The organism is Psychrobacter okhotskensis (assembly GCF_013248965.1).
GTDB classification, from domain to species: Bacteria; Pseudomonadota; Gammaproteobacteria; order Pseudomonadales; family Moraxellaceae; genus Psychrobacter; species Psychrobacter okhotskensis.
Map to the genome: position 1 here is coordinate 113,238 of NZ_JABRVQ010000008.1, position 16,804 is coordinate 130,041.

The 16,804-nt window shown below is 42.5% G+C and carries 15 protein-coding genes and 3 pseudogenes; 7 read left to right on the forward strand and 11 right to left on the reverse strand.

Translation table 11 applies throughout. From position 1 onward, the window contains the following. The first annotated feature begins 77 nt into the window (after window positions 1-77). From ppsA to HQR03_RS05965, 6 genes are all read left to right on the forward strand, one after another. Window positions 78-2,462 (forward strand): phosphoenolpyruvate synthase, encoded by a 2,385-nt coding sequence (gene ppsA, locus HQR03_RS05940; RefSeq protein ID WP_025653345.1) that lies wholly within the window; start codon window positions 78-80, stop codon window positions 2,460-2,462. A gap of 139 nt (window positions 2,463-2,601) precedes the next feature. Then, window positions 2,602-3,588, forward strand: coding sequence for an RDD family protein (locus tag HQR03_RS05945; protein WP_244951986.1), 987 nt, complete (start codon window positions 2,602-2,604; stop codon window positions 3,586-3,588). Window positions 3,589-3,824: 236 nt separating this feature from the next. Then, on the forward strand, window positions 3,825-4,229 hold the full coding sequence (gene rpsF, locus HQR03_RS05950) for a 30S ribosomal protein S6 (RefSeq protein WP_025653341.1): 405 nt from the start codon (window positions 3,825-3,827) through the stop codon (window positions 4,227-4,229). A gap of 16 nt (window positions 4,230-4,245) precedes the next feature. Beyond that, window positions 4,246-4,476, forward strand: a complete 231-nt coding sequence (rpsR, locus tag HQR03_RS05955; protein WP_025653340.1) for a 30S ribosomal protein S18 — start codon at window positions 4,246-4,248, stop codon at window positions 4,474-4,476. Between the two features lie 20 nt (window positions 4,477-4,496). Beyond that, window positions 4,497-5,012 (forward strand): 50S ribosomal protein L9, encoded by a 516-nt coding sequence (rplI, locus tag HQR03_RS05960; protein ID WP_101210960.1) that lies wholly within the window; start codon window positions 4,497-4,499, stop codon window positions 5,010-5,012. Between the two features lie 480 nt (window positions 5,013-5,492). After that, window positions 5,493-5,717, forward strand: a complete 225-nt coding sequence (locus HQR03_RS05965; RefSeq protein ID WP_025653335.1) for a hypothetical protein — start codon at window positions 5,493-5,495, stop codon at window positions 5,715-5,717. A gap of 35 nt (window positions 5,718-5,752) precedes the next feature. Here HQR03_RS05965 and HQR03_RS05970 read toward each other — a convergent pair whose 3' ends face one another. The 3 genes from HQR03_RS05970 to cobT are packed head-to-tail and all read right to left on the reverse strand — an operon-like array spanning window position 5,753 to window position 8,324. Further along, entirely contained in the window at window positions 5,753-6,343 is a 591-nt protein-coding gene (locus tag HQR03_RS05970; RefSeq protein WP_173239520.1) for a histidine phosphatase family protein, read from the reverse strand. Between the two features lie 35 nt (window positions 6,344-6,378). Continuing rightward, complete coding sequence (gene cobS / locus HQR03_RS05975) at window positions 6,379-7,266, reverse strand: adenosylcobinamide-GDP ribazoletransferase (protein ID WP_173239521.1); 888 nt, start codon at window positions 7,264-7,266, stop codon at window positions 6,379-6,381. Beyond that, on the reverse strand, window positions 7,266-8,324 hold the full coding sequence (gene cobT / locus HQR03_RS05980) for a nicotinate-nucleotide--dimethylbenzimidazole phosphoribosyltransferase (RefSeq protein ID WP_201576770.1): 1,059 nt from the start codon (window positions 8,322-8,324) through the stop codon (window positions 7,266-7,268). The genes cobS and cobT overlap by 1 nt, the downstream gene beginning before the upstream one ends. A 118-nt stretch (window positions 8,325-8,442) precedes the next feature. Here cobT and HQR03_RS05985 point away from each other — a divergent pair, with 118 nt between their 5' ends. After that, window positions 8,443-9,579 (forward strand): glycerate kinase, encoded by a 1,137-nt coding sequence (locus HQR03_RS05985; RefSeq protein ID WP_025653331.1) that lies wholly within the window; start codon window positions 8,443-8,445, stop codon window positions 9,577-9,579. A gap of 140 nt (window positions 9,580-9,719) precedes the next feature. Here HQR03_RS05985 and HQR03_RS05990 read toward each other — a convergent pair whose 3' ends face one another. The 8 genes and pseudogenes from HQR03_RS05990 to HQR03_RS06025 form a co-directional block, all read right to left on the reverse strand. Then, window positions 9,720-9,977 carry a hypothetical protein gene (locus HQR03_RS05990; protein WP_025653330.1) on the reverse strand — a complete coding sequence of 86 codons (258 nt, stop codon included), beginning with the start codon at window positions 9,975-9,977 and terminating at the stop codon, window positions 9,720-9,722. Window positions 9,978-10,332: 355 nt separating this feature from the next. Continuing rightward, the gene (locus HQR03_RS05995; RefSeq protein ID WP_025653328.1) at window positions 10,333-10,671 is read right to left on the reverse strand and encodes a RidA family protein; all 339 of its coding nucleotides are present in this window, start codon (window positions 10,669-10,671) and stop codon (window positions 10,333-10,335) included. Between the two features lie 75 nt (window positions 10,672-10,746). After that, complete coding sequence (locus HQR03_RS06000) at window positions 10,747-11,994, reverse strand: NAD(P)/FAD-dependent oxidoreductase (protein ID WP_101210964.1); 1,248 nt, start codon at window positions 11,992-11,994, stop codon at window positions 10,747-10,749. Between the two features lie 906 nt (window positions 11,995-12,900). Then, a pseudogene (locus tag HQR03_RS06005) lies at window positions 12,901-14,133 on the reverse strand (IS3 family transposase). 144 nt (window positions 14,134-14,277) lie between these two features. Further along, window positions 14,278-15,393, reverse strand: coding sequence for a DUF2931 family protein (locus HQR03_RS06010; protein ID WP_025653324.1), 1,116 nt, complete (start codon window positions 15,391-15,393; stop codon window positions 14,278-14,280). Between the two features lie 47 nt (window positions 15,394-15,440). Beyond that, window positions 15,441-15,845, reverse strand: coding sequence for a hypothetical protein (locus HQR03_RS06015; protein ID WP_025653323.1), 405 nt, complete (start codon window positions 15,843-15,845; stop codon window positions 15,441-15,443). Window positions 15,846-16,075: 230 nt separating this feature from the next. Beyond that, a pseudogene (locus tag HQR03_RS06020) lies at window positions 16,076-16,549 on the reverse strand (IS630 family transposase); the annotation flags it as partial. Window positions 16,550-16,623: 74 nt separating this feature from the next. Next, window positions 16,624-16,804 (reverse strand): annotated as a pseudogene (locus tag HQR03_RS06025) (IS3 family transposase); the annotation flags it as partial.

Below are 16,804 nucleotides of genomic sequence, written 5' to 3' on the forward strand. Positions count from 1 at the left end.
TCTCGAAATTCTTTAAATATAGGGGTATAATCGACCGTTATAATCTTTACTAAATAACCTTATTTTCTGGAGTTATCATGGCAGCGCAATCTACAGCACTTGTAATCAATCTTGATCAGCTAGGAAAAGACGACATTGAGATGGTCGGTGGCAAGAATGCCTCGCTTGGCGAGATGATCAGCCATTTATCTGATTTGGGTGTCAGCGTTCCAGGCGGCTTTGCCACCACATCAAATGCGTTCAATCGCTTTTTGACAGAAACAGGCTTACTTGACAAAATCAATAGCGAGCTAAAAACATTAGATGTGAATGATGTGAATAAGCTGGCTGCTACGGGTAAAAAAATCCGTACGTGGATTATTGAGCAAGAGCTGCCAAGCGATCTAGAGCAAGAAGTGCGTCAGTCATTCGAAACCATGAGTGGCGGCGAAGACATCGCCGTTGCTGTACGTTCTTCTGCGACTGCCGAAGATTTGCCAGATGCCTCATTTGCCGGTCAGCAAGAGACTTTTTTAAACATTCGCGGCATTGATAACGTCCTAATCGCGATTAAAGAAGTTTTTGCGTCTCTTTATAACGACCGTGCTATCTCTTATCGCGTGCACAAAGGCTTTGAGCATGAAGGCGTTGCGCTATCTGCTGCTGTACAACGCATGGTACGTTCAGAAACTGGCGCCGCTGGTGTGATGTTCACCCTAGATACCGAGAGTGGCTTTGATCAAGTCGTCTTTATCACTTCAAGCTATGGCCTAGGTGAAATGGTCGTACAGGGTGCGGTGAACCCAGATGAATTCTATATCTCTAAGAAATTGCTAGCCAATGGCAAGCCTTCGGTTATTCGCCGTAACCTAGGCAGCAAACATAAGAAAATGATCTATGGTGACGAAGGCAGCACGACTAAATCTGTCAAAACCGTCGATGTCGAAAAACAAGATCGTATGCAGTTCTCATTATCTACCGAAGAGCTGACCTCACTTGCCAAGCAAGCAATGACCATTGAAAAGCATTACGGTCAAGCGATGGATATCGAATGGGCCAAAGATGGCGATACCAATGAAATCTTTATCGTTCAAGCCCGTCCAGAAACCGTAAAAAGCCGCCAAGACAGCAATGTCATGGAACGCTATATCATCAATACAACTGATGCAAAAATCTTGTGTGAAGGCCGCTCAATTGGTCAACGCATTGGTGCGGGCAAAGTACGTATCGTTAGCAACTTAAATGAGATGGACAAAGTCCAAGATGGCGATGTCTTAGTTTCAGATATGACTGATCCTGATTGGGAACCAGTCATGAAGCGTGCCTCTGCCATCATCACCAACCGTGGTGGTCGTACTTGTCACGCCGCTATTATTGCGCGTGAGCTTGGTGTTCCAGCTATCGTTGGTTGTGGTAATGCCACTGAACTGTTGGTTGATGGTCAAGACGTCACCGTTTCTTGTGCTGAGGGTGACACCGGCTTTATCTACGAGAGTCAGATTGATTTTGAAATACAGACCAACTCTGTTGAATCTATGCCAGAGCTTGCCTTTAAGATTATGATGAACGTTGGTAACCCAGATCGCGCCTTCTCATTTACCCAAATGCCAAACGAAGGTATTGGTCTTGCACGTCTAGAATTCATCATCAACCGTATGATTGGTGTGCATCCAAAAGCCTTGCTAAATATGAACAGCTTGCCACGTGAAATATCACAAGCAATCAATGAGCGTATCGCAGGTTATGCCTCACCAGTTGATTTCTATGTTGATAAATTGGTCGAAGGCATCTCAACGCTAGCTGTAGCATTTATGGATCAGCCCGTTATCGTTCGTATGTCAGATTTTAAGTCAAACGAATACGCTAACTTGTTGGGTGGTAAGTTATACGAGCCATCAGAAGAAAACCCAATGCTTGGTTTCCGTGGTGCTAGCCGCTACGTCTCTGACAACTTCCGCGATTGCTTTGAGCTTGAGTGTAAAGCCCTTAAGCGCGTACGTGACGAGATGGGTCTGACCCACGTCGAGATTATGATTCCATTCGTGCGTACCGTTGATGAAGCCGCTCAAGTGATTGAGTTGCTCGAGAAAAATGGTCTGAAACGTGGTGAAAACGGTCTACGCATTATCATGATGTGTGAGCTACCAACCAACGCGCTATTGGCAGAAGAGTTCTTAGAACACTTCGATGGTTTCTCAATCGGCTCAAACGATTTGACCCAGTTAACGCTTGGTCTTGACCGTGACTCAGGTATCGTCTCGCATCTATTTGATGAGCGTGACCCTGCTGTTAAGAAACTACTGTCTATGGCGATTGATGCTTGCCGCAAAGCTGATAAGTATATCGGTATCTGCGGTCAAGGCCCATCAGACCATCCAGATCTTGCGTTCTGGCTCATGGAGCAAGGTATCAGCTCAGTGTCATTGAACCCTGATTCAGTATTAGATACGTGGTTCTTCTTAGCTGGTGAAGAAGCAAAGTAAGCCGTAACTTAAGTCACAGCGGTAATTCACACAGTCATTGAAGATACAACCATTAGGGTCTATTTGAAAAATCTTGAATAGACCCTAATACTATGTCTTACAGTAGCGACTTAATATATGACTAACTATGCAGGCAATTATGCAGATTTTCCTAGCTCGAAATAACGTACAAGCCGGTCCATACACTTTGGATCAGCTCAATATTATGCTGACATCTGGTGAGGTTTTGCTGGATGATTTGATCTGGCACGACGGCTTAGACCAATGGCAGCGAGTTGGCAATTTAACCAACAACCAACGGGCGTATCGACCTGCTAATATCAGCAGCCCTGAAGTTAATGACTCTATTATCAATAATGTCACCGTGTTTCCCGAAGATGCTGAAACCAGCAGCGCTAAAGACGGAAAAAGCGTGTCATTAGACAGACTATATGGCAAGCCTGAACGTCCAAAAGATAACGCTAAAAATGCGAAAGTAGATATGACAAGCAACCGTCATCATACACCGCATAATAACGTGTCCTTAGATAAAACGGCTACCAATAAGAAAAGTACAGCCAAAGACAAAGTCGTTGGCAATGTGGTGCTTGCGCCTATTATGTCGCGCGTATTGGCGACTGCACTCAATGGCTTATTATACTTATTAGCTATCTTTCCACTGGTGTTGGCATTGACCAAAATGGATGTGGATTATAGCAAATTTCAAAATATTCAAGATATGGACACCGCTTATCAATATTCGATGACGCTGATGGAGAGTCTTCCTAGTAGCACATTGATGATATCGCAAGTCATGGTCTTTGGTTTGTTTGCGCTACAATTGGTATTTATCACTTTGCGTGGTCAATCATTAGGTAAGCTGATTACGGGTATTCGGGTAGTGGATCAGAACACGCACCGCTTGCCTTCTTTTCTTAAGCTTATCGGTACGCGTACTTTGCTGTTGTTTATCATTTACAACTTATTGTTTTCATTCACCAGCTTCTTAGGCTTTGTGATTGTTGCCATTCATTATTATATGGCGTCTAAAAGCCCGCAAAACATCGGTTGGCATGATAAGCTTGCCAAGACGTTAGTGGTAAAAGCAGATAGCAGTCAATTGGTCAAACATCCAAAAGTAAAATAGTCAAAAAATATCACATCTCAAAAATACAGATATCATTAGAAAAGCAGCGCTTAGCCGTTGCTTTTTTCGTTTATTAGCAGTAGTCGCGTATTAACCTTTGTTTTCGTGCCTGACTACTGCTATAATACGGCGCTTTATAACCTAAGCTTACCCTCTCTCTATGAGACTGAGTTTACCTTATAAATCTCCTTGCTATTAACATAGGGTTAATAGCTACTAATCCGTAAGGAGTCCAAATGAGACATTACGAGCTGGTGTTAATTGTACACCCAGACCAAAGCGACCAAGTGGTCGGCATGGTCGAACGCTATATCAAGTTGGTTCAAGACAATGGCGGTGTTATCCATCGTCTTGAAGATTGGGGCCGTCGTCAATTGGCTTACCCAATCAACAAGATCCACAAAGCTCATTACGTTCTTTTCAACGTTGAAACTGACGGTGAGACTTTAGCTGAACTTGAAGAATTATTCCGTTATAACGACGCGATCATTCGTAGCCTAGTTATGCGCCGTGACGACGCTGTCACTGAAGAGTCGCAGTTAGCCAAGAATGCCGATGAAAAACGCGCACGCAAAGCAACTACTCGTCGTCCAGACAGTCGTGAAAACGATAATGACGACAACGACAACAGTGAAGACTAATTAAAGGAGAATACTCATGGCACGTTTCTATCGCCGTCGCAAATTCTGCCGTTTCACTGCTGAAGGCATCACTCACATCGATTATAAAGATGTTGAATTGCTAAAACAGTACATCAGTGATAATGGCAAAATCGTACCAAGCCGCATTACCGGTACGTCTACTAAATACCAGCGTCAGCTGGCGACTGCTATCAAGCAAGCTCGCTATCTTGCGCTACTTCCGTACACTGACAACCATCAGGGTTAACCGTTAACTAGGAGTGACTCATGCAAATTATTTTGTTACAGCGTATCGTCAACCTTGGTAAACTCGGTGAAACTGTCGATGTAAAACCAGGTTACGGACGTAACTTTCTTATCCCTTTGGGCAAAGCACTACCTGCTACTAAGGCTAACATTGAAAAGTTCGAAGCACGTCGTGCTGAGCTTGAAGCTGAAGAAGCTAAAGAAGTCGCTATCGCTCAAGAACGTGCTGATGCATTGACTGATGTTAATGTTATCATGCGCGCTAAATCAGGTGACGAAGGCAAGCTATTTGGCTCTATCGGTACTCGCGATATTGCTGAAGCATTGACTAACTCAGGTCTAGAAGTAGACCGTGCTGAAATCAAGCTACCTGAAGGCACTTTACGTCAAATTGGTGAATATAATGTTGATATTCAACTACACCATGACGTTACTGCTAGCATCTTAGTGACCATTCTTTCTGAAGATGGTGATAACGAAGATTCAGCTGAAGAAGACGAAGCACAAGACGAGAACGAAAACTATTCTGAAGAGTAATCTTCAAAATATCTAGGGCGTGTCTTCATTTCAAAAATGGCGATAAAAATGAGATAAATTGCCGTCAAACAAGAAAAATAGCGTAGATAATATCAGGATATTAACAAGCTATTTGACGATGTTTGGCAAGATTTAGCCCATTTAGATGACTATCGAGTAAATTGAAGAGACACCCTAGTTCAAGTCTAAAAAAGAGCCAGCAACTTATGTTGCTGGCTCTTTTTATGTCCTTTCCTTTGTTTTCTTAATAGTATAGAGATGAAGCAACCATAACGATGCGATCCTCATACAGCTGATATCTGACTAAAACCCGCATTCAAATCTTCTTTGTCATACCAAAGTCTATGTTGATAGTATTCAGCAACAAATAACCTAAAAACATATACTTAACAATAAGATACTCCCTATGAAAGCCTCTTTATTGTCACTGATTAAGTTGATATTATAATTCTATCTTTTTTATAGATAAGACAGGATCATATGATAAGCACTAACGATAAGTTACTTTGCACACAAGGTAATGACTTTTATTTAGAAGGTGAAACCTATACGGTAGGTCGGATCGTTAATGATAAATACTTTCAATTATTAACGGGTAGCAATGACGATCATTGGTATGCGACTTTAGATGATAAAGGTATTTATGTCAGCTTCGATTCTATGACTGCTCAAAGCAAAAAAGCTTGGTTCGATAAGATAGCTTAATAAAACGCTCATTTATGAGTACATATCATAGTTCTTTACAAGGACTGGTCATCATATATGGCCAGTTTTTTTGGATGAAAATCTAATCTACTACGTTGCTGATAGCTTACAGGTCGAGACCAATCAGCTGCTATCTTTGGCACACTCTGTCCAGCTTCAATCATCTTAGCTGCTGTTATCCAGCCAGCATGACCGACAGCTAGTATTGATGTGTTGTCTTGTACGGCTGAAGCTTTATTTAACCAGCCTTCAACACGGTCAAATAACTCCTGCAAACTTTCCCCATTATCGGGCGCAAAGTCTGCAAAATTATCACACCAGTCATCAATCTCTTGCTTTGCGATTTGCTCCCAAGGTCGGCCATCCCATTCGCCAAAATCAATCTCAGCAAGCTCAGGCGAGACTTGACAGTGAAAACCTCGTTGCACTAATATCTGCCCAACTTTCAATGAGCGTTGTAATGGGCTTACCCAAATGACTTTAGGCAACTGATGCAAACGAGTAAAGCGCTGTATTTTATTAGCCAGACGCTTAATTTTGCGTTTATCGACATTGATATCCGTCTGTCCGATGCAAAACCCATTAGCTGCAATAGGCTTTGGATGACGCCAGATATAAAGAACCATTGATTGATTAGCCTTTTCTAAAGATTTCTTTTGAATTATAAAAAAGGTATAGCCGCTGCCAAACCTGCATATATCGCAACTTCGCTAAGCTGTTGTGTCGCCCCTAGTCCATCACCCGTATAGCCATCAAGACGCCTACGTAATAAGCGCCGCATATACTCAGTGGCAACTAAAGCCAACACTAAGGCCAATAGCCATTGAGCGATGCCAATCTGCTGTATGGCATTAGGAAATATAACCATCATTAAAACGCCTGCCACCAGTAACCAGCCGCTACTGAACAATCCTTGTAACGCTGTCAGCTGCTGCGCCATAGGTTTGGCCTTGGCATGCTCTATCTCACCGCCATAAGGCAATAGAGCAAGCAGGCTAATACATAGCAAACGTGAAGCCGTATGTCCGATAATCAGTGCGACGATAGCCACCGATAATGACATGCTGGCTAATAAGGAAATCTTTAGCAGTAATGCTGACACCAAACCTAACACGCCATAGGTGCCCAAGCGCGAGTCTTTCATAATAGTCAGCGTGCGCTCGCGAGTCAGACCACCACCCAAACCGTCGCAGCTATCTGCAAGACCATCTTCGTGAAAAGCGCCCGTAAGCTTAATCCCAAAAGCCGTACTCAGTACTGCAGCAACTAGAGGCGTAAATAAAATACTACCGAGCCAAAACACGCCAGCGCAAAGTAACCCAACCAACAAACCGACTGCGGGGAAATGACGGCTGCTCTCGTGTAGCCACTGCGGATTATAGTTTTTGAATGACGGTACAGGCAATCGTGTCAAAAACTGAGTGGCAACCAGTAATAATAGCCATTCATGCTTTATAAATTGCCCAACACTTAGTTTAGACAATGACTGCTGTGAAGGCTCTGGTTGATTTGATAGCTTTTTTGATTCTTGCTTTAGTGGCTTTGACATTAGTTATTTTGCTCACTAATACCCGCCTCACTAAAGCTTGCCATCTCATTGATAATGGCACAAGCTGACTGCAATAGCGGGTATGCAAGCGCGGCCCCACTACCCTCGCCCAAGCGCATACCCATATTGAGTAATGGCTCAGCATTCAGCAGCTTTAATAAATGCGCATGCCCCGGTTCAACCGAATGATGGGCAAAGATAGCATATTGAGCAACACCGGGCGCTAGGCGCTCAGCAGCCAACAACGCGCTACTAGCAATGAAACCATCGATTAATAAAATGCGGCGCTCACTGGCGGCCTGAATCAGCGCCCCTGCCATCATAGCAATCTCAAGCCCGCCTAATGCCGCAAGTATATCAAATGGCGCTTGCACTTCACTGTGCCGCGCTAATACTTGCGTTAAAATATCTGTCTTATGCTGTAGCCCTGCATCATCAAGACCAGTACCACGACCAATACAATCAGCAATTGCTACATTACCCAATCGTGCCAATAAAAGACTCGCCGCTGAAGTATTACCGATACCCATCTCACCGACAATTAATAGGTTGCCAACCATATCCTTTACTACGTTCATACCGTTTTCTAGCGCAGCTAAGCATTCCTGCTCTGTCATGGCAGGTTCTGTTAGCGCATCTCGGCTACCATGACGGACTTTGTAATCGAGCAATTGTGGATGGTCTTTAAAAGGAGAACTGGCAAAGTCTGCATCTACACCAGCGTCGACTACCTTTAGCTCGATATTGTGCTGACGCGCCAAAACGTTGATAGCAGCACCGCCCTGCAAAAAGTTATAAACCATCTGCGCAGTGACCGCACTAGGATACGCGGATGTGCCATGCTTGGTTAGACCGTGATCGGCGGCAAACACTCGAATCTGTGGTTGGGTAATATTCGGTGTAAGCGTCCCTTGGATCATGCCCAATTGCAGTGCCAGTGTCTCTAAGCGACCCAGTGCGCCAAGTGGTTTGGTTTTTAGATCTATAATTTGTTGTAGCTGCTGACGTAGGTCATTGTTTTCTATATTGGCAATAGTGGGCGCAGTAAATGTGATCAAGGCAATCATCCTAAAGGTTATAAATGAAACAGGAGACTATGGTAGCAGATTATCCAATTTATAATGATATGATTGGCCTAATTGCACAATTCCAACTCGCATAATCGTAGAGTATTTCATGAAAATTTTAATCGCCCCTGACTCATTTAAAGAAAGCCTAGAAGCATTGGATGTCTGCCACGCTATCCAGTCTGGATTCAGTCAAGTGTTTCCTGACGCTGACTATAAGCTGCTACCCATGGCAGATGGCGGTGAAGGAACTTCTGCAGTATTGTCTTATGTACTAGGTGGGCGCTGGAAAAACGTGGTGGTGAACGATCCACTCATGCGACCAATTACTGCCAAGTACCTGCTATTAAAAAATGAGACAGCCGTAATTGAAATCGCTCAAGCCTGTGGTCTGCATTTATTAACGACTGAAGAAAGAAATCCATTAATTACGAGTAGTTACGGCGTTGGCGAACTTATTGCGGATGCTTTAGATGAAGGCGTTAAACGCATCATTATCGGTCTGGGCGGTAGTGCCACCAACGATGCCGGTCTTGGTATGTTGATGGCGCTTGGCATGACGTTTCATGATAGTGACGACAATACGTTAGCCCAAGGCGGCGGCGCGCTGGCCAACTTGCAACGATTAGATGCGACAAACTTCCATACTAGTGTGCTGGAGACAGTATTTGAAGTAGCCTGTGATGTCACCAACCCTTTATGTGGCGAGTTGGGTGCCAGTGCAATATTTGGCCCTCAAAAAGGCGCCAGCCCGCAACAAATCAATGATTTGGATAAAGCGCTAACGCATTTTTCGAGTGTATGTGAGCAACATGGCTATCAGAATTACCAAGACATAGCGGGTGCTGGTGCTGCAGGTGGTCTTGGCTATGCGTTAATGAGCTTTTGCCAAGCTGAGTTAAAATCAGGCTTTGATGCAGTGGCAAAAGTTACCAACTTATCACAGCATATTGCAAATGCTGATCTGATTATTACTGGCGAAGGTAAGCTTGACGTGCAGTCTGCTATGGGCAAAGTAGCTAGCGGTATTAGTCAACTCGCCAAGTCTAGTCACAAACCTGTGATTGCTATTTGTGGTAGCGTTGACGGACTCAACCCTGCTCAGACCAGCCAATTCGATGTTGTCATGCCTAGTATTCAAAAATTAGATTCTATTGATAAGGTATTTAAAAACGCTTATAAAAATATCGAAACGACTGCGGTCAATATTGCCGCAGCGATACGCTTGGGTCAAAGTATGAAGTAGCTGTTAATACGTCTCAATTACTACTCGATGATAACCGCAAGCAACAATATAAAGCCAATTTCTTGACTATCAATCAATGGGCGCTACTCATTCCAAAGCGCGCCCATTTAGAGCCCTATCGGTTTAATTGAGGACGTGCTCTAATATCCAACAGCTGACTGCATTGGCATTAGCATAGCGCCTATAATCAATAACGGGATGGCGATTAAGGTTTTCAAAAATGGAGACTTGGTCTTTTCCCATCTGGTAAAAACGAAATACAAATTAGCAAAAGGTACAAATAAGTACATGAGTCCCCAAGCAGTCGACTCTTGAAAGGCAATGATAATCAACTTAATCCCGTAAATTATACATATAATTAAAGCGATAAAAAATAAAGCAATTCCTACGATTCCCATACTGCACTCCTCAAAGACATCTTTATGTAAAGTAAACTATCAGATTTATTGCTGAAACATAATAACAGCTGACTTAGAGAATGTATAATAATATTAGACATATGTGCAACAAATTTAATCGAGCTTACTTATCGATATTACTTTTCACTGACTATATATTCTTTGACTTTGGCGTCGTACAGGTTGCAAGCATTAAGCACAAAACAATAGATATTAAGAAATCCGCTAAAAAAGCGGCTTATTCATACTACTGAATGTTAGAAAGTACGGTTAACTTTAGCGATCTGACAAATAAAAAAGGACACAATATTGCTATCATGCCCTCTTTATTCATACCTATATTACAATCAGTCTATTACTCAGCCGCGATGGCTATCATCTCAACCAGTAGTTCAGGACGCGCCAATGCTGACTCGCCACAAGCACGCGCGGGCGGCTGGATACCCTCAAACCAGTTATCCCATACTTCGTTCATTTCGGCAAAGTCCGACATGTCTTTTATCCAGACTGTCACTGATAGCAGTTTTGACTTGTCGCTACCCACTTCTTCTAACAACGTTTGGATCTTTTCCAAACAAGTCAAGGTTTGTGCTTTGATGTCATCTTCCGCATTGCCTACTTGACCACACAAATAAACGGTCTGATTATGAACGACAATTTTACTCATACGCTGATTGCTATGTAGCTTTTTTATCATATTGTATACCTTCAATTTATGAATTTAAGTCTTTGTTGAGCTATTCAGATATGCTGTTAATCTGATATGAGCTTAGTTAGAAAAACGTTGAGCGCTAAAGGGCGCTACATCTACCAGTACCGGCTTGTCATGAATCATCTCTTCAACCAAACGACCTGTCATCGGCCCTAATGTAAAGCCTTGATGACTGTGACCAAACGCAAACCATAGTTTGTCATGCTTGTCTGCAGGCCCAATAACTGGCTTCATATCCGGCATACAAGGACGTGATCCTGCCCACGCTTCGCTCTCAACCGCATCTTCTAATGGTAAGATTTTGCGAGCAAACTTCAATACCGTTTTTAATTGACCGAAGTTCTTTGGTGCATCCATTGTGGTCATCTCAGCACCGGTCGTGATGCGAATCCCTTGCTGCATTGGCCCCATGACAAAGCCTTTATCCATATCAAACATACTGTGATTGATATTGTTTTTATCCGTCACTTTAAAGTGCTGATGATAGCCACGCATCGGGAACAAGGGTAAATTGTAGCCAAGTGGTTTGATCAAGTCATTAGACCAAGGGCCTGCTGCAATCACCAACTTATCACTATAGTAAGTGTCATTATCAGTGATGACTTTCCAACCTTCACCGTCTTGCACGATTTCTTTTACATCACTCTCTTTTATCGTGCCCTGCATGTCTTGGAAGTTTTTCGCATAGGCTTTTACAAGCGAGCTTGGGTTTGACACTTGCCAAGAGTTTTTCCAATGAATTGCACCAACGAAACCTTCAAAATTGGCGCTAGGCTCCATGGCTTTTAATGCTTCAACGTCTAATACGTTATGCTCAACGCCTTGGTTACGAGCATCAATAGCAGAGGCAATCGCTTCTTTAAAGGTCTCCTCCGAGCGATGCAATTGCAACCAACCATCACGAGTAACTAGCTCATCAGCACCAGAGGCGCTAATCATGGTTTGATGCTCGCTGGTGCAATGCTCAATCAACGTCTGCCACTCTGCTTCTATTTTTTTGACAGAGGCGGGCGTAGAGTATTTCCAGTATTGTAAAAGCGCCTGATGATAACGCAAGATAGCTGGGATACGATAGCGAATATCCGTCCCTTGGTTGGGTAATACTCTGATCATCTCAGTCAACTGACGCGGAAATGGATGCGTATGAATCGCTTCGCGCTGGATGAGGCCTGCATTGCCATATGAGGTCTCTGACCCGGGTAGCTTTTTGTCTAACAACAACACCTGCGAACCGTTCTTTTGTAGATGCCACGCAACTGAGGTGCCAACCATGCCTGCACCGATAACGATAACTTCATAGCGCATAACCTATCCTTTTCTTATGGTATTAATACAGAATGTCAAGTATGAGGACTTCACGAATAAGGTAGTAATAGTAACGCATTGAGCTGAATATGAAACCCTTAACTAATAAATATTTTTGCTATTAAATACTTTTGGTTATAGGCATCTGATGAGAGGTAAATTGGTAGGAATAATAAGGTCGTTAAATGAACATTTAATATGGAATTAGACTGTCAAACTATGAATTTAGTTAACTAATTGTAAGGCCTACCCTTCTATTAATATTAGAAGAAAATCTAAATAATTTTGATGTAATAAAACTATCTATGAATAGTACGATGCATACGTCAAATAAATTTAGGGTCTGTTGAACATTCAAATATTAGGACTGCTGATTGCTAAAATCGTCCCAAACCTTTTATCAAATCAGGCGTAAACCGACGATAATGTCGAGACCTTAGCTAGGTTTACAACAACGTTTGGGGTGATTTTAGTATCAGCCTTTCAGGGCAGAGCTATTTTTTGCCAATACATGGCGAAATTGTCTAACCTAGAATGACTGGGCGTCAAAAATTTCACTGCGCATTGTCTAAAAAATAGCCACTGCCAGTTCCACATTTGAATGTTCAACAGACCCTAACCTCATAGCGGATTTATACTGAGTTAACCGTGCAACGAACAGACTATAATCTACCTGCAGTAATTATCAGCGACGATATCATGATTGATGTGCTTTCACAGACGATGGGACATTGGATAGTTTAAAAGTTAATTTGAGAAAAAAAGCTATAAATTGGGTTACTAAGAAAATATACTGAGAAAAGAGGACTCTAATAACATGGTAGATACACAGAATCCAGTGTATCAGGGGTGATCCGGAGTGACCCCTGCCGTCAAATCCGTACACATAAACTTGGGAGATTTTAGTTACGCAGCTTGACGATAAAAGTCAAACCACACCTGTCTTGGCGATTTATGGCCCAAGCCCTTTTGAATCCTCGTTTGGTTGTAGTACAGCTCGATGTATCTAATGATATCGCTGATAGCTGCAAATCTTGTCTTATAGTCCTGGTGATATACTAGCTCATTCTTCAAGACGCCCCAGAAGCTTTCTATGGGCGCGTTGTCATAACAATTACCTTTACCACTCATTGAGCCTGTAAATTCATGCTTCTTGATGATCTTGTGATACGCATGACTGCAATACTGACTGCCTCTATCAGAGTGAACAATCAATCCTTGGCTTGGTCGTTTATTTCTGATGGCCATATTGAGTGCACGGCAAACTAAATCAGCGGTCATACGTTTGTTGATGGCATAGCCGACAAGCTCTTTGGTGTATAAGTCTTTAACGCCTGTTAAATACAGCCAGCCCTCACTTGTCCAGATATAAGTAATATCGCTCACCCAAGACTCATTAGGGCAACTGGCATCAAACTGCTGATCCAGCACATTCGGATAAACTAGCTTGTTGTGATTAGAGTCGGTGGTCACTTTAAAGCGCTTATGACGACGACATTTAATGCCGTGTTGCTCTTTGATGCTTCTTACCATATACAAGCTAATGTTATGGCCTTGCTCGCTTAGATGAGCATGCAGTCGATCTACGCCATAACATTCTTTCGTTTCACTGTGAGCCGCTTTAACCAGTAATTCAGACTGGTTGCGGTGTATCTGTTGGTCACTGATGTCACGACTAATCCAGTCGTAATAGCTTGAGGGCTTAACCCTTAACACACGGCACATAGTGGTTATGCTAAATATCTTCTGGTTATCCTTGATAAAGGCGTACTTCACTAACTGTCACTGCGGGCATAGCCCTACGTCTTGCGTCACTAAAACAGTCTACTAGACTGTTTCTTAACGTTCCTCATTGGCAAAGTACGCCGTCGCCTTTTTTAAGATCTCGCACTCCTCTTCAGCCACTTTAAGCTGTCTTTTGAGGCGCTTATTCTCTTCTAGCACAGCCATAAGCTGTGGATCATACTGCTCAGTCCCTTCAAGCTTGCCTTGGTTGGCTTTATTATGCCAGTTTGATAAGGTTTGCATCGCTATGCCAAGCTGCTTTGCAGTAGCTGAGATATTGCCGTTATTGTCTGCTATCTTCTTGACGGCTTCTGCTTTAAATTCTGTGCTGTAAGTTCTTACTTTCTTGGTCATGGTAAACTCCTGTTATTGTGCTTAGTTTACCAAGTTTAGGTGTACGGTTTATTCAGCATAGCTCAATCTAGGGGAGGAACCATTTTGTAGGTTGTGACGATTGGAGAGTCCAGCGTCACGGGTAGTGATATCTTTAGATACTATTTATTTAAACCAAGGATATTCATCATCCTTAAGTACCCGATAGTCACTATCGTATAGGGGTAGATCTCTTTTAGTTATACCATTGTCCAGATAGGCGACGATTTGACCGTCTATTATATCTATAACCAAAGCGGCAGGTCTTTTATCTTCTGCAAAATACTGTCTAAAGATATTAAATATCTCTACATCACCCTCAGGTTGTTCTCTTTGATCTGGATCGTTTTGAGTAACAATGATGTTGCCTCTATAACGCTTGCCCTCTCTTTTAAAGTATATTCGATACCATGCAGGGACTGTTTGTTTGTCAGTATAGACTGATAAATCAAGTTCAGGTTTTGCTATGAACGACATATTCCCATTTATTAAAAACTCAGTATAACCATGTAAGTCAAGCGTAGTGGCTAAATGCCAAGGAAACTTTTGGGTGTTAAACGCCTTCCATCTATCGTACGGAACAGTGCCATCAGCTCTTTGCACTTGAATATGCTCAGGTAGCTTGTCAGTAAAGCCTGCTAAATATTTTTCTTCACTTAATCCCTCAGGATTGAAGTGATTAGCCTCTGCGAAGTACTCCCATGAGATGTCCACTTCTTTAGCCTGAAACTGTGCCACTTCTTCTACTTGTGCCCAGCCAAGGCGCATAGAGACAAAACCACCAGGAGCTAAGGCGAAATGAATCTCCTTAAATTTTTCTGTTTTTAACTTGTTTTCTATATCCATACTTAATTTTCGATTAAACTCTCGTAGAATTATTTCTTTAGGTATTCTCGCTCTGACATGATAGTACTTACCTTCGGTAGGCGACAGCCAAGTTAGATTAATACCGTCAGGTAGCATCGATCCACCACCTGCTTGTGCCCCTGCTGATCGCCAACCGCCATTTGCGTGAGCTGTAAATCCTATTCTTGCGCCATTGTCGTACATCCAAAAGGATTCACCTGCCACCAGCTCTACTGGATAATGACGCGGTGCAAATATAAAGGTTTCCCATGGGGTCTTTTGCTCATTCATAAACTTATCCTTTATAGAGGTGGCTAAGGTTTTGCCCTGCGATGATAGACACGCCGATAATAAGAGAACGACAGCGGAGAGCGCGATTAATAGGATTGATTTCATGTGCTGTCTCTTTAGACTTCATATCGGTTACGATTAATTTGATAAACCTAGCTATCATTTGCTACTTTTGGCACACCGCTACTACAATTAAATTCAGTTGTTCCTACTGGTAGATTGTATTTCTTCCAGTAGCGACGTATCTCAGGTGTGGTCAGTGGTTTACCCTGACAGTCTTTAGGCAGGACTGTTTGAGCACCTTCGCATACATAGTATAAAGTACCCTTAGGCAAATTGTTTCTTATCCAAAATGCATTAGCTTTACTTTTAGCAACGCCATTAAAAGTTATTTCTCCAGTCATAGGATTTATCTCGTCAGTGCATTCGTTGACAATTTGACCTAGATCATTTTTTAGATAGTCTTTTTGCTCGCCAAAGAGTTGACCTGTAGGCGTAAAACACGCGGTTAAGCTTAAGGTGCAAATAGAGAGTGTAAATAGTTTTATTGATTTCATAGTAGCTCCTAGTTGTGAAAATTAACCATCAATGACTTCACGATAAAATTGGTTAGTTTCTGGATTAATTCTAGGTATACCAACTGAAATGACATCATCTTTGACACCTTGCCCAACCTTAGTCGACCATTCTAAATATTTATTAAACATTGTGTTTCTTAGGTTAACATCTTTCACGCTAACGTAAGGTTGTAAATTCTGATCGTTATTAACTATAGTAGCGTATATAGTCAGTTCAAAATAAAATTGTTATGGCCAGGACAAATATCATAAAACAATTTGGATAAGTCATTTTCCATCCAGCCTTGGCGTAGAAACTTCACCTGAGCCCATTTCTTCTCAATAGGGTTCAAATCAGGGCTGTACGGCGGCAACCAAAGAATACGATGACCATGCCTGTTTAGTAGCTTTTGAATGCGTTTGCTCTTATGAAATCTGGCGTTATCCATGACAATCACGCATTTGGTTTTAAGACTTGGGATTAGTTTGTGTTTGCACCAGTGATAGAAGACGATGCTGTTGATGTTTGTCTCAAAGTAATCTAGTGCAAACAGCATCTTTTCATATAGAGCACCGATAACGTTGGTTCGCTTTTTACCTTGCCAATTGTAGCTATCAATACAAGGTGTACCAATTAATGTGTACCCATGAGAGCGAATGGTCTCGTGCTCAAAGCCGCTTTCATCCATATAAACAATGGGATAGCCTTGCTGCGTAAAGCTATTAAGCTTACTGTGATACCGGAGTTTTTCAAGCTAGTTGTCACCATCAAGCCCAATTAAGCAGCTTGTAATCTCATCTTTTCTGGCTCTTTTGCAGGATTCAATGTCGTCGGACCCACAGGCTCGCAATCTCTCACCTCTTGACTGCCCCAACGTATTGGATTTTGAGCTTTAGCTTGCTGCATCGTCAGCTTACGTTTTGCCAGTATTTCCTTATCCTCACCCGTATGGCGCTGA